This window comes from Gemmobacter aquarius, from assembly GCF_003060865.1.
GTDB lineage: Bacteria > Pseudomonadota > Alphaproteobacteria > Rhodobacterales > Rhodobacteraceae > Paragemmobacter > Paragemmobacter aquarius.
In genome coordinates, this window is record NZ_CP028919.1 from 202,441 (window position 1) to 216,164 (window position 13,724).

The following is a 13,724-nucleotide window of genomic DNA, read 5'->3' on the forward strand; positions in this document are numbered from 1 at the left end:
ACTCATTCGCAGCGCAAGCCTTTTAAGAGTGAAACTCGATTACATCCCGTGCGGGGCGCGCTTTATGATCAGAAGCTACAGACCGACCGATCCGCTGCTGTCGACGCAATGGCATCTGGTCGATATCGGGCGGTTGGGGTTTACCCAAGTCGACAGTCTGGCCGGAATGGAGCGGATCTGGGCGGATTACCGCGGTGCGGGTGTGTCGGTCGGGATCTGGGACGATGGCGTGCAATCGGGCCATTGGGATCTGGCGGCGAATTACGATGCGACGCGGCAGATCACGGTCGGTGGCACGCTGAACGCGGGGCAGCCGGTTGCGGTGGGCGACAATCATGGCACGGCTGTGGCAGGGCTGATCGCTGCGGATGACAACGGACAGGGCGGCGTCGGTGTCGCGCCGGATGCCAAGATCACAGGCGTTAGAATTTTCGGCGGTGCCGATGACATCAACACGCAATGGGCGCGTTATCTGCTGACGCTTGACAACCTGTCGCGGTTCGATGTGACGAACCACAGCTATGGGTCGACGCCCGACTATTTCCTTTTTGCCGATACGGCGAAATTCGAGGCGTCGCTGGCTGCGGGGCGCGGGGGGCTTGGGACGATCAACGTCAAGTCGGCAGGCAACCACAACACCGACGGCATCGGAACTGCGCTTGACGCATCGCGCGCGACGGTTTCGGTTGCCGCGTTGACCGCTGACGGGCAGGTGGCGAGCTATTCTGCCTATGGCGCGCATATTCTGGTTTCGGCGCCTGCGGGATCGGTCACGACCGACCGGCTGGGGCTGGCGGGATACAATACCGCGACGGGTGGCGACTATACGAACGGGTTTGGCGGCACCTCGGCTTCGGCTCCGGTCACGGCGGGGGTCGTGTCCTTGATGCTCGATGCGAATGACCGGCTGGGCTGGCGGGACGTGCAGGCGATTCTGGCCTATTCGGCACAGGCAACCGGCAGTCTGGTGACGGGAAACACTTCCTTCGAGACTTCGGGCTGGCGGACCAATGGCGCTGACAACTGGAACGGCGGCGGGCTGCATTACAGCAACGACTACGGCTTTGGCATGATCAACGCCCATGCGGCGGTGTGGATGGCCGAGGTTTGGACGCTGATGCAGGGCGGATCGGCGGTGTCGGCCAACGAGGCGCGGGCGGTGACGGGGACGCTGGCCGTGAACCGTGCGATCACCGACAATGCCACCACGAGCTACAACTTCAACGTGGGCAGCGTTGTCGAGCTGGAGCATGTCGGGCTGACGTTGACGCTGACGCATTCGGACTGGACCGACCTGCGGATCACGCTGACCTCGCCGGACGGAACCGAGATATCGGTGTTCGACGGAAGTTCGGGCACTTCGGCGACGGCGGATTTCGGGCTGACCTATACCTTCGGTCTGGAGGGGTTCCGCGGCGAGCTGAGCAACGGGCTTTGGACCGTCAGGGTAAGCGATGTGGCGGCGGGCGATTCCGGGGTGCTGAGTTCGGTCGGGTTTACCGGATATGGCGCGGCCGAGACGGTGAACGATGTCTATCACTACACCGACGAGGTGCTGGCGGCGCTTGCGCGCACGAATGGCGGGACGCGGCTGGTGCTGGCCGATACGGATGGCGGCAAAGACTGGATCGACGCGGCGCCGATGTGGCGGGACCTGTCGCTGGACCTGCGGGCCGGGACGACATCGACGCTTGGCGGGATGGCGTTTCTGACAATCGCAGCGGGAGCCGCGATCGAGAACGCGGTGGGCGGTGACGGCAACGACACGATCACCGGCAATGACGGCGACAACATCCTTGTGGGGATGCGCGGCAATGATGTGCTGCTTGGCGGGGCGGGGACGGATACGGCGTGGTTCTACGGGCTGTCGTCGGATTATGCGATCGTCGATCAGAGCGGGTGGTTTTCGGTGAACTCGCTGAGCGGGATTTACGGCTACGACGCGCTGGCAGACATCGAATTCGCGCGGTTCGACGACATGGTGGTCAACCTGCTGGCCGGGTTCACCGACACGGTCGCCCCCGTGGTGCGGGCGATGACGCCGGCGGTCGGAGCGAGCCTTGTCGATGTCGGCGCGAATATCGTGCTGACCTTTGACGAGGCGGTGCAGGCGGGAAGCGGCTATTTCGTGATTCAGGGCTGGGACGGGACCTATCTGGCCATGGGCGCGACGGATGGGCAGGTTTCGTTTTCGGGCAATACCGTGACGATCAACCCCACGGGGCTTTTGACGGCGGGGTTGAGCTATTACGTCGTGGTCAGCGAGGGGGCGGTGCTGGATCAGGCCCAGAACGCGGTTGCTGCATGGGGTTCGGCCACGCAAAGCGCGTTTACCACGCGGCCTGCCGGGAACATGATCGTCGGGACGGCAGCGAACAACGTGCTGAACGGGACCGGCGCCGCCGATCTGATGCAGGGGCTGGCCGGAAACGACACGCTGTCGGGCGGGGCGGGCAATGACACCTTGCACGGCGGGACAGGCTTTGACCGGATGTCGGGCGGGCCGGGGGATGATGTCTATTCCGTCGACTCGACGCGCGATTTGGTGTCCGAGGGCGCGAACGCGGGTTTCGATACCGTGCGGACCGTTCTGGCAAGCTATACGCTGGGTTCGAACGTCGAAGGGGTGGTCTACGAAGGCGTGGACAAGTTCACCGGCACCGGCAATGCGCTGGGGAATATGCTGCAGGGCGGCGATGGCAACGATTTGTTGTCGGGGCTGGCCGGGAGTGACACGATCGTGGGCGGGGCGGGCGCTGACCGGATCATCGGCGGGGCAGGGCTGGATGTGCTTTACGGCATGGCGGGGGCGGATACCTTTGTCTTTGCCGTGCGGACCGATTCCACCGCTGCGGCTGCCGATGTGATCATGGATTTTGTCCAAGGGCAGGATCGGATCGATCTGGCGATGCTGGACGGCAACGCTTTGCTTTCGTCGCGGCAGGCGTTCGGGACGCAGATCGTGACGGATTTCACCGGAATAGCCGGACAATTGCGCGTGTCGATGGTCGATGGCGGCGTGCTGGTGCAGGGCGATGTGGACGGGAATTATACGGCGGATTTCGCGATCAGGGTGTTCGGTCCGACGGGGCTGCTGACGGCGGGCGACTTTATCTTCTGACCGGTTCGCGCAAGGGCAATTCGATGCGGCAGGTGATGCCTTCGGGGGTGAAGGTCAGTCTGCTCGTGGCGTCGAGTTGGTAGGGCAGGGCGCGTTCGATCAGTTCGCGCCCGTATCCCGCCGTAGCGGGAGGGGGCACGGAAACGCCGGTTTCCTGCCAGTCCACCACGAGAAACGCGCCTTCGGGGCGGTGGTCCAGTCTCCAGTCGACGGCGAGGCGTCCGGCGGCCTGTGAAAGGGCGCCGTGGCGGGCGGCGTTGCTTGCCAGTTCGTGCAGCGCAAGGGCGAAGGTCTGGACCGTGGCCGAGCGCAGGCGGATGCCCGAGGGGCCGCGCAATGTGACGCGGGGACCGGGGCCGTCGCTGGCCGAGGCTTCGAGCGAGGAGAGTTCGGCGCGCAGCAAGGCATCGAAGGTGATGCGGTCGCCTTCGTCGAGCTGTGCCAGAAGCCCCTGCACACGGGCGAGGGCCATGAGGCGGCTGCGGAAGGTCTCGGCAAAGGCGGGCAGGTCGGGGGCGGTTTCCAGCGATTTCTCGAACATCGAGCGAACTACGCCCATCAGGTTGCGGGTGCGGTGCTGGAGTTCGCCGTAAAGGCCGGCGAGGCGTTCTTCCTGCCGTTTGCGGGCGGTGATGTCGGAGGCGAGGATCATCATGCCAGCGACATCGCCGCTTTCGTCGCGCAGCGGCAGGTAGCGGGCGGAAAGCCAGGCGTCGGAGCTTTGGCCGTTTGACTGGCGCGGGTAGTGCATCGTGTCGATGACCACGGTTTCGCCGCGCCGGACACGCGCGAGGTGGTCGACGTAGACGGCGCTGCGGTCGGGCGGCAGCGATGCGAGGAGCGGCTGGCCGAAGAGGCGGGGGTGATGGTCGTCGAGGATGCCTGCCATTTCGTCGTTGTAAAAGACGATCAGGTCTGGCCCCCAAGCGACCGAGGCGAGAAAGCCGGAGGATAGCATGACGTCGATGGCCGTGCGTAACGGGCCGGGCCAGCGCGGGATTTCACCGATCGGCGAGGCGGACCAATCGAACTGACGGATCAGATTTGCCATGGTGCCGGAACTTCTGGGCCAGTCGTCAAGCACTGCGTCTGCCGTCATCTTTCTACCGTCCGCGCCGGCGCAGAGTTGCGTCCGCAACTTCAAGCTAGGCAGGAATCTGGTAAAGTCCATTGTCAAAATGATAATTAAACAGGCATTCCGGAAGGGAACCGGACGGGACCGGCAGGGTTTCCGACCTTGGTATTCAGGGCGCAGGGGAAGGTTCGGATGGACGGGTTGAGGGGGCGGCGGGTTCTGATCGTCGAGGATGAGTATCTGCTGGCGGAAGACCTGCGGATGACGCTGGAGCGTTTCGGGGCCGAGGTTCTGGGGCCGGTGCCTTCGGTGGGCGAGGCGATGGCTACGGTGGCGGACAATCCGGAGCTGGACGGGGCGGTTCTGGATATGAACCTGCGGGGCAACATGGTGTTTCCCGTGGCCGATATGCTGACGGCGCGGGGCGTGCCCTTCTTTTTCACCACGGGCTCTGCGACGTCAGCCATTCCCGAGCGATATGTCGGTGTGATGCGGTTCGAAAAGCCGTTCGACCCCGATATCGTCGCCGTGGAACTGGGGAAATGTCTGGCCTTGGCGATGCGCCTGTGATGCTGCGTTGCAGCAATTGCATGGCGTGATTGCAGCATCGGCAGATGTGGCGGGTGGCGGGAAGGCTTAGCTAGGGGTGAGCCAAGGAGGGCCGAGATGATAAAGAAATCCAACCAGACAGCAACGGATGCACTGGATCAGGCATTTGCCTATTTTCGCGTCGACACGGAGCGCCGCAAAAAGGAGCGAGACGAGGCCGAGACGGCTTTGGGGCAGATGTATGCCTATTACGCTTGACGCAAGGAATTTTCATATCGGTAATCGGGCTCTGCCTTTGATGCGATATTGTGGGGACGATTGGCGCGGCAGGATGCGCGGGTGTTCGGGTGGTTTCGGATTGAGGGCTTTTTGATGGATTTGCTCGATACATCGGTCATCGACGATGTGCGCGACGCATTGGGGGATGACGCCTATCTTGGTTTCGTGCGACGCATGCTTTCCGAGATGCGCGGTCTGGGTCCGGTGCTGACCGGCTTGCAAGGTGACCCCGAAGCCTTGGCGCAGGCGGCGCATCGGGCGGCGGGGTCAGCGGTGTCGGTCGGGGCAAGCGGGCTGCATGGCAGGCTGAAGGCGATCGAGGACAGCGCGCGGGCGGGCGGGGACTGTTCGGCGCTTGTCGGCGGGTTGGACGCCGAGATCGATGCAACCGAAGCGGCCATTGGCGCGTTGCTTGCCTGACCCTGACTTGTAGAGCGGGGCGGGCTTGGGGTAAAAGCCGGTCGGGCAGTCGTCGGGCAGTCAAGGAATATCAAGATGAAATATTTTTCCGTTGCGCTGGTGATTGCGGCCAGTCTGTCTGCGCCGGTGTTCGCAGGAAACGGAAACGGGTGCCCGCCGGGGTTGGCGAAGAAGGCGGTGCCTTGCGTTCCGCCGGGGCAGGCGAAGAAGTGGATGCTGGGAGAGCGGTTGCCGATCAGGACACCTTGGTACGAGGTGCGCGACTGGGAGCGGTTCGGCTTGCCGGAGCCGCTGGACGGAAGCCGCTATGTGCGGGTCGACAATGACATTCTGCGGGTGGCGATTGCGACGGGCATCGTGCTGGAAGCGCTTGGCGTCATAGACTGAGCGCGCGGGCGAAGAGGCGGGCGAGCATGGCTTGGCCTTCGCGATAGTCGGCCAGCGTTTTTGCCGAGGATTTCAGGCCCTTGACCGCCGTAACGATGGTTTCGGCGAGTTGCTTTGGCGTTCCGATGCCTTGGGGCAGGGGGCGGCTGGCCAGATGGTCGGCAAGAAGGGCTGTCATCTTCGCCTCGCCCGCTGCCGCAAGATCGCCGGTTACGGAAAAGCCTGCGTCCATCAGTTCTTCGCCATGGGGGGTGGTGAGCACCACTTCCATGAATTTTCCGTCTTTGGCGATGAAGGCCGCAAGCAGGGCTTGTTCGAGGGGCTGGTCCTTGGCGAGGGCTGCGGCCATGTCGCGGAGCGCCTCGTTGAAATAGCGGGCGGCGAGGCTGCGGAAGATGTCTTCCTTGTTCTTGAAATGCAGATAGAGCGCGGTTCGGGACAGACCCGCGCCACGCGCTATGTCGTCCATCGCGGTGCGGCGGTAGCCATAGGTGGCAAATGCCTGAAAGGCGGCATCGAGGATGCTGTCGAGACGGTCGTTGGTCATATTGGCACGCTGACATTTGGTGTCCGGAATGTCAATTGACAGACTGACGTTTTACGGACAAAGTGTCAGAAACCAAGGGAGGCGGGCAATGGCGGTTTCGTTCACGGTCAACGGGCAGGCGCGGGTGGTCGATCTGCCGCCGGAGATGCCGCTGCTTTGGGTGCTGCGCGAGGGGTTGGACCTGACGGGCACCAAGTTCGGCTGCGGGATCGCGTCTTGTGGCGCTTGCACGGTGCATCTGGACGGGGCGGCGGTGCGGTCTTGTCAGGTGACCTTGGCCGAGGTGGCGGGCGCGTCTGTCGTGACGGTCGAGGGGTTGGGGCAGGGCGCCTTGCACGCGGTGCAGGAGGCGTGGATTGCCGCGCAGGTGGCGCAGTGCGGCTATTGCCAGTCGGGGCAAATCATGCAGGCGGCGGCGCTGTTGGCGGAAAATCCGGCGCCGACCGGGGACGAAATCGACGCGGCGATGGAGGGAAACCTGTGCCGTTGCGGGACATATCCGCGAATCCGTGCCGCTGTTCAGGATGCCGCCAAACGCTTGTCGGAGGTGTGACGATGGGAACGGTGATGAAGATCGCGCGGCGCGGGTTCCTGTTCGGGTCGGTGGCGATATTGGGCGGTGTGGCGTTCGGCTGGTGGAAGTTTGCGACGCCCTACGGCAACCCAGTTGCGGGCGGGTTGAACCCTTACGTGATGATCGACGGCACGGGGGTGACGATCATCGCACCGAGGGCCGAGATGGGGCAGGGGGTGCATACGACGCTGGCAGCACTGGTGGCCGAGGAGATGGACCTGACGCTGGAGCAGGTGCGGGTGATCCATGGGCCTGCGTCGGCGGCTTATTACAACAGCGCGGTCTTGGGCGAGGGTGTGCCCTTTGCGCCGACCGATACGGGTTGGCTGGCGGAAGCGGTGCGCGGGGCGATGGAGGTTCCGGCGAAGTTTCTGGGGTTGCAGATTACGGGCGGGTCATCTTCGGTGCCGGATGCGTTCGACAAGATGCGGCTGGCGGGGGCTGCGGCGCGGTCTGCGCTGGTGCAGGCGGCGGCTGGGCGGCTGGGAGTTCCGGTCGGGGAGTTGCGGACCGAGGGCGGGTTTGTGATTGCGCCGGACGGGACGCGGTTGGGCTATGTGGACCTGGCCGAGGCGGCGGCGGGGGTGACGCTGGAGAGCGAGCCGGTGCTGAAGGATCGGGCGGAGTGGACGTTGCTTGGCAAGTCGCAGCCTCGGGTCGATGCGGTGGCGAAATCGACGGGGGCTGCGGTTTATACGGCCGATTTGCGCTTGCCGGGGATGCTTTATGCGACGGTGCGGACCAATCCGCGCTTGGGCGGGGCGGTGAAGGGATATGATGCGAGCGTCGCCGAGGGGATGGCGGGGGTGGTAAAGGTGGTTCCCGTGGATGGCGGGGCTGCGGTGATTGCGCGGACCACGTGGCAGGCGATGCAGGCGGCGGGGGCGATTGCGTTCGACTGGGGGGATGCGCCCTATCCGGCGACGAGTGCAGAGTTGGGGGCGGTTCTGGCGGCGAGCTTTACCGAGGAACGGCGGGATTCGGTGAACCGTGATGACGGAGATGTGGACCGGGCGCTGGTGGGGGATGTGTTCGAGGTGGCTTATTCCGTGCCCTATCTTGCCCATGCGACGATGGAGCCGATGACGGCGGCGGCTTTGCTGAAGGACGGCGCTTTGACCGTCTGGGCGGGGCATCAACTGCCGACGCAGATCTTGGTTGAAGGGGCGGCGCTGACCGGGTTGCCGGCTGAGGCGGTGACGGTCAATACCATGCTGATGGGGGGCGGGTTCGGGCGGCGGGCCGAGATGGATGTGATCCGGCAGGTGATCGCGCTGGCCAAAGCGGTCGAGGGGCAGCCGGTGCTTTTGACCTGGAGCCGCGAGGAGGACATGACGCATGACGGCTATCGTCCGGCGGCGCTGGCACGGGTGCGGGCAAAGCTGGACGGGGGGAAGATCGCGGCGTTCGATTTTGCGACCTGTTCTTCTTCGGTTGTGGAAAGTCAGGCTGGGCGGTTGGGGTATTCGGTTCCCGGGCCTGACGGGGCGATTGTGCAGGGCGCGTGGGAGCAACCCTACCGTTTCGCGCATCATCGGGTGACGGGGTATCGCGCGCCGGCGATGGTGCCGGTGGGGTCTTGGCGGTCGGTCGGTGCTTCGCAGAACGCGTTTTTCCACGAGAGTGCGGTGGATGAATTGGCGCATCTGGCGGGGGTCGATCCGGTGGCGTTCCGGCTGGGGCAGATCGACCATGGCCCTAGCCGCAAGGTGATCGAGGCGGTGGCCGAGATGTCGGATTGGGGGACGCGTCGGGCGGGACGGGCCAAGGGGATTGCGTTTTGCATGAGCTTTGGCGTGCCGGTGGCCGAGGTGATCGAGGTCGAGGAAACGGCGGCAGGGCTGCGGATGACGGGGGCATGGGCGGCGGCGGATGTGGGGATCGCGCTGGACCCCGGCAATATCGAGGCGCAGGTTTCCGGGGCGATGGTTTACGGGCTGTCGGCGGCGATACGGGGCGAGATCACCTTTGCGGATGGCATGGCCGAGCAATCGACGTTCTGGGATTTCGAGCCGCTGCGGATGCCGCAGTGTCCGCCGATTGCGGTGCGGGTACTGGAGGGGCTGGAGCGGATACGGGGGATCGGCGAGCCGGGGTTGCCGCCTGCGGCGCCCGCGCTGGCCAATGCGATATTCGCGTTGACGGGGCAGCGGATCAGGGAGTTGCCCTTGGGCAAGGCGGTGGGTTTTGCCTGAAGGGAAACGGGGCGCCCGATGGGCGCCCCGTTCGTTGGATCAGTCGTAGAGCACGGCTGCGATTTCGGGGCTGTCCATGTTGGACTTGTCCCACCAAGCAAAGCCCGAGTCGATGATCTTGGGCAGGGCTTCGCCTTTGGTCGCGGCGAGTGCTGCCTTGACGGTTTCGTAGCCCATGCCGACGGGGTTCTGGGTGATGGCACCGGCCATGACGCCGTCCATGATCGCCTGCTTCTGGGCTGCGCCCGAGTCGTAGCCGATGACGATCACGCCCTGTGCGCCGCTTTCCTTGATGCCGTTGACGACACCGATCGCCGAGCCTTCGTTCGCGCCGAAGATGCCCTTGATGTCGGGGTTGGCGGCGAGGATGGCTTTGGTGATCTCGGTCGATTGCAGCTGGTCGCCGCCGCCGTACTGGATGTCGACGATTTCGATATCCTTGTGGGCTTCGGCCATGCGGTTCACGAAGCCGTCGCGGCGGTCGATGCCGGTGCGCGAGGTCTGGTCGTGCACGACAAGGGCGACTTTGCCCGCGCCGCCGATCAGTTCGGCCATTTTATCGGCAGCGAGGGCTGCGGCGGCGAGGTTGTCGGTGGTGACGGTGGTCACGGGGATGTCGCTGTCGACGCCGGAGTCGAAGGCGACGACGGGGATGCCTGCTTCCTGCGCCTGTTTCAGGAGCGGGATTGCGGCCTGAGAGTCCAGAGCGGCGAAGCCGATGGCCTTGGGCTGCTTGGCGAGGGCTGCGGACAGCATGTCGATCTGCTTGTCGACCATGGTTTCATTGTCGGGGCCTTCGAAGGTGACTTCGACGCCGAGTTCGGCGGCGGCCTTGTCTGCGCCCGATTTCACGGCCTGCCAGAACTGGTGCTGGAAGCCTTTGGACACGAGCGGGATGTAGATGGTGTCCTGCCCGAAGCTGATGGTGACCGAGCCCATGAGGGCGGCGGTTGCGCCCATCGAGCCGAGAAGTGTGCGTCTGTTGATCATTGGGGTTTCCTCCTCCAAGTTTGTTTTAGCGGGGCGTTCGTCGCCCTTTTGGTATCAGCCAGCGCGGCGGCGGCGCATCATGTCGGCGTAGACTGCCGCGATGATGATGAGGCCGGTGACGATGGTTTGCCATTCCTGCGCGACCGAAAGGATACGCAGGCCGTTCAGCAGCACCGACATGATCAGTGCGCCGATGAGGGTGCCGAGGATCGAGCCGCGCCCGCCCGCAAGGGACGTGCCGCCGATGACGACGGCGGCGATGGCGTCAAGCTCGTAGCCGAGGCCGAGGGCGGGTTGCGCCGAGTTGAGGCGAGAGGCGATGATAAGGCCGGCAATGCCGCAGATAGCGCCCGACAGGCTGTAGATCGCGATTTTCCAGAAATCGGTGTTTACGCCCGACAGGCGCACGGCTTCTTCGTTCGAGCCGAGGGCGAAGGTATAGCGGCCAAGGACGGTGCGGTTGAGGACATAGGCGATGGCGATGGCGAGGACGAACAGGATCAGCACGCCGTTGGGGACGGGCATGAACGGGAGCACATCGCCGATCAGCGAGCCGGTGGAGATTTCGGAAAAACCGGGGGTGTCGTTGAAGTAGATCGGCTTGGTGCCGGAGATGACGAGCGACAGGCCCTTGAGGATGAGCATCATGCCCAGCGTGGCGATGAAGGGGGGGATCTTCATCTTGGCGATGAGGGTGCCCGAGATGCAGCCGCAAAGCGCGCCCATGGCGATGGCGGCGAGGATGCCGAGGGGGAGCGGCAGGCCCCAATAGGTGAGCACCACACCCGCGATGACGGCGCAAAAGGTCATCAGCGTGCCGACCGACAGGTCGATGCCGCCGGTGATGATGACGAGGGTGGCAGCGACGGCAAGCACGCCGTTCACCGAGGTGGCTTGCAGGATGCCGATGACATTGGCGGTTTGCAGGAATTTGTCGGACGCCAGCGAGAAGAACAGCAAAAGGACGACAAGGCTGCCGAAGGCGAGCAGTTTTTGCTGCATGCCGGACGAATTCGAGGCGGGTTTTGCGGCGGGCGTGGTGCTGGCAGCGGTCATGCCGCGTCCTCCTTTGATTGGCGAAGGGTCGCCAAGTGCATGATCTCTTCCTGACTGGTGGCGGTACCGCCCGGAAGGATGCCGGTCAGGCGGCCTTCGGACATGACGGCGATGCGGTGCGAGAGGCGCAACACCTCGGGCAGTTCGGAGGAGATGACGATGATCGCCTTGCCCTGTTCGGCGAGGCTGGTGAGCAGGCGGTAGATTTCGGATTTCGCGCCGATGTCGATGCCGCGGGTGGGTTCGTCGAAGATGAGGATGTCGCAGTCGCGGAGCAGCCATTTGGCCAGCACGACCTTTTGCTGGTTGCCGCCGGAGAGGAGCCGCACCTCTTGCCGTTCCGAAGGGGTGCGGATGGCGAGTTGGTCGATGTAGTCGCGGGCGGTTTTGCCAAGGGCCGTGTCGTTGACCACGCCGAAGCCGTTCTTGAAGCGGCGCAGGTTCGGCAGCGCGATGTTGGCGCGGACATCGAGGCCGAGCGCGAGGCCCAGGTGTTTGCGGTCTTCGGACAGGTAGCCGATGCCTGCGGCCACGGCATCTTGCGGCGAGGCGATGGAGGCGGTTTTGCCATGCACGATGATTTCGCCGCCGTCGCGGCGGTCGGCGCCGAAGATCAGGCGGGCGACTTCGGTGCGGCCCGCGCCCATGAGGCCCGCAAAGCCGAGGATTTCGCCGGCTTTTAGGCTGAAGCTGACATCGCGGACGGCGCGACCGCGGGAGAGGTTTTTCACTTCGAGTGCCACGGGGGCGGCGGTCAGGTCGGGGATCGCGGCGGGGGTGCTGTCGAGGTCGCGGCCGACCATCATCGAGATGATGGTGGCGATGGGAGTTGCGCTTGCATCGACGGTGCCGACGAAAGCGCCATCGCGCATGACGGTGACGCGGTCGGCGATGCGTTTGATTTCATCCATCTTGTGGCTGATGTAGACGATGCCCACGCCTTCGCCGCGCAGGCGGGTGATGATGGCGAAAAGCTCCGACACCTCGCGGTCGTTCAGGGCGGCGGTGGGTTCGTCCATGATCAGGATGCGCGAGCGGTGCGACAGGGCTTTGGCGATTTCGACCATCTGGCTTTGTGCGACCGAGAGGGTGCTTACCTCGGCGCGCGGGTCGATGGTTATGTTCATCGAGGCGAAGATTTCGGCAGCGGCGCGGTTCAGGGCGGGTTCGTCCAGGCGGCCGAAGCTGCGGCGGGGTTCGCGGCCGATGAAGATGTTTTGCGCCACGGTGAGGTCGTTCATCAGGGCGAGTTCCTGATGGATCATGCCGATGCCGAGCGATTGTGCCGCGCGGGGGTTGGCCAGCGTCACATCGGTGCCGCCCACGGTGATGGTGCCGCTGTCGGGCTGGTAGACGCCGGACAGCACCTTCATCAGGGTGGATTTGCCCGCGCCGTTTTCGCCCATCAGGGCATGGACTTCGCCCGGTTGCAGGTCGAAGCCGACAGCTTTGAGCGCGTGGACGCCGGGGAAGCGTTTGTCGATTGCGGTGAGGCGGATGAGGTCGGTCATGGTGCGGCCCCTGCTGGCGAAAGTGCGACGATGGCCTTGATCAGCGCGGCGCGGTCGGCGGCGAGTTCTGGCAGACGGGTGGGCAGGTCGGCAAGGGGAATAACGGTGGAGATGAGCGCGTTTGCGTCTATCGCACCTGTCCGAAGGGCGTGCAGGACGTGCTGGAAGTCTTGGGCCAGCGCATTTCGGCTGCCGATCAGGCGCATTTCGCGTTTATGGAATTCGGGATCGCTGAAGGTGAGGTCGCCCTTGACGACCGAGACGAGGACGTAAGAGCCGCCGTGTGCGACATGGGCGAAACCGGCCTGCATGGCGGCTGGGTTGCCTGTCGCGTCCATCACCACGTCGTAGCCGTGGGGGAGAGGGGATCGGCGGGGGTTTTGAGCGAGGTGAAGCCGAAGGTTGCTGCGGCTGCCAGCCGTTCGGTGCTGGTGTCGAGGATGGTGACGCTTGCGCCGGTGAGGCGGGCGAAGAGCGCCGCGCCAAGGCCGATGGGGCCTGCGCCGGTGACGAGGACGCTGTCGTTCGCGGTCATGTCGGAACGGCGGACCGCGTGGGCGCCGATGGCGAGGAATTCGACAAGCGCCGCGTGCTGCGGGCTGAGGCCGGTCGCGTCATAAAGGTTGGTGGCGGGAACCGCGATACGGGCGCACATGCCGCCGTCGCGATGCACGCCAAGGACGCCTATGGCCATGCAGCAGTTCGGCTTGCCGCGTGTGCAGGCGTGGCAGGTGCCACAGGCGATGTAGGGGTTGATGACCACAAGCTGGCCCTGCGCCCAAACGCCCGTGGTTTCTGCGACATGGCCGGAAAGTTCGTGACCGATGACGCGGGGGTATTCGAGGTAGGGCTGGTTGCCCTGAAAGATGTGATAATCTGTGCCGCAGATACCTGCGGCGGCGAGGTCGATCAGCACCCAGCCTGCGGGTGCGGTGGTGGGCAGGGGACGGGGCAGCAATTCAAAGCGGCCCGGCGTGACGCAGGTTCCGCAAAGCATGGTGGCGGGCGTTGTCGCTGGCA

Annotated in this window: 12 protein-coding genes and 1 pseudogene; 7 read left to right on the top strand and 6 right to left on the bottom strand. The window is 64.6% G+C overall.

What is annotated here, in order from left to right; all coding sequences use genetic code 11:
* Window positions 1–64: 64 nt before the first annotated feature.
* Window positions 65–3,121 (top strand): S8 family serine peptidase, encoded by a 3,057-nt coding sequence (locus tag HYN69_RS21260; protein WP_159082568.1) that lies wholly within the window; start codon window positions 65–67, stop codon window positions 3,119–3,121.
* Here HYN69_RS21260 and HYN69_RS18820 read toward each other — a convergent pair.
* On the bottom strand, window positions 3,111–4,220 hold the full coding sequence (locus tag HYN69_RS18820) for a sensor histidine kinase (protein ID WP_159082569.1): 1,110 nt from the start codon (window positions 4,218–4,220) through the stop codon (window positions 3,111–3,113). The genes HYN69_RS21260 and HYN69_RS18820 overlap by 11 nt on opposite strands.
* A gap of 168 nt (window positions 4,221–4,388) precedes the next feature.
* Here HYN69_RS18820 and HYN69_RS18825 point away from each other — a divergent pair, with 168 nt between their 5' ends.
* From HYN69_RS18825 to HYN69_RS18835, 4 genes are all read left to right on the top strand, one after another.
* Window positions 4,389–4,766 carry a response regulator gene (locus HYN69_RS18825; protein ID WP_108437456.1) on the top strand — a complete coding sequence of 126 codons (378 nt, stop codon included), beginning with the start codon at window positions 4,389–4,391 and terminating at the stop codon, window positions 4,764–4,766.
* Between the two features lie 96 nt (window positions 4,767–4,862).
* On the top strand, window positions 4,863–5,003 hold the full coding sequence (locus tag HYN69_RS20745; RefSeq protein ID WP_159082570.1) for a hypothetical protein: 141 nt from the start codon (window positions 4,863–4,865) through the stop codon (window positions 5,001–5,003).
* A gap of 114 nt (window positions 5,004–5,117) precedes the next feature.
* Entirely contained in the window at window positions 5,118–5,444 is a 327-nt protein-coding gene (locus HYN69_RS18830) for an Hpt domain-containing protein (RefSeq protein WP_159082571.1), read from the top strand.
* A 75-nt stretch (window positions 5,445–5,519) separates the two neighbouring features.
* Window positions 5,520–5,831 carry an RcnB family protein gene (locus tag HYN69_RS18835; RefSeq protein WP_108437458.1) on the top strand — a complete coding sequence of 104 codons (312 nt, stop codon included), beginning with the start codon at window positions 5,520–5,522 and terminating at the stop codon, window positions 5,829–5,831.
* Here the strand turns inward: HYN69_RS18835 and HYN69_RS18840 are convergent.
* Complete coding sequence (locus HYN69_RS18840) at window positions 5,821–6,378, bottom strand: TetR/AcrR family transcriptional regulator (RefSeq protein ID WP_108437459.1); 558 nt, start codon at window positions 6,376–6,378, stop codon at window positions 5,821–5,823. The two genes, HYN69_RS18835 and HYN69_RS18840, sit on opposite strands and share 11 nt — an antisense overlap.
* A gap of 88 nt (window positions 6,379–6,466) precedes the next feature.
* Here HYN69_RS18840 and HYN69_RS18845 point away from each other — a divergent pair, with 88 nt between their 5' ends.
* Together HYN69_RS18845 and HYN69_RS18850 are read left to right on the top strand one after the other, a co-directional pair.
* Window positions 6,467–6,931 (top strand): (2Fe-2S)-binding protein, encoded by a 465-nt coding sequence (locus tag HYN69_RS18845; protein WP_108437460.1) that lies wholly within the window; start codon window positions 6,467–6,469, stop codon window positions 6,929–6,931.
* A gap of 2 nt (window positions 6,932–6,933) precedes the next feature.
* Window positions 6,934–9,147, top strand: a complete 2,214-nt coding sequence (locus HYN69_RS18850; RefSeq protein ID WP_108437461.1) for a xanthine dehydrogenase family protein molybdopterin-binding subunit — start codon at window positions 6,934–6,936, stop codon at window positions 9,145–9,147.
* Window positions 9,148–9,186: 39 nt separating this feature from the next.
* Here HYN69_RS18850 and HYN69_RS18855 read toward each other — a convergent pair whose 3' ends face one another.
* The 4 genes and pseudogenes from HYN69_RS18855 to HYN69_RS21985 form a co-directional block, all read right to left on the bottom strand.
* On the bottom strand, window positions 9,187–10,137 hold the full coding sequence (locus HYN69_RS18855) for an ABC transporter substrate-binding protein (RefSeq protein WP_108437462.1): 951 nt from the start codon (window positions 10,135–10,137) through the stop codon (window positions 9,187–9,189).
* A 54-nt stretch (window positions 10,138–10,191) separates the two neighbouring features.
* On the bottom strand, window positions 10,192–11,193 hold the full coding sequence (locus tag HYN69_RS18860) for an ABC transporter permease (protein WP_108437463.1): 1,002 nt from the start codon (window positions 11,191–11,193) through the stop codon (window positions 10,192–10,194).
* Window positions 11,190–12,704, bottom strand: coding sequence for a sugar ABC transporter ATP-binding protein (locus tag HYN69_RS18865; protein WP_108437464.1), 1,515 nt, complete (start codon window positions 12,702–12,704; stop codon window positions 11,190–11,192). Before HYN69_RS18865 ends, HYN69_RS18860 begins: the two co-directional genes overlap by 4 nt.
* Window positions 12,701–13,701: pseudogene (locus HYN69_RS21985) on the bottom strand (zinc-binding alcohol dehydrogenase family protein). The gene HYN69_RS18865 and the pseudogene HYN69_RS21985 overlap by 4 nt, the downstream one beginning before the upstream one ends.
* Window positions 13,702–13,724 lie beyond the last annotated feature (23 nt).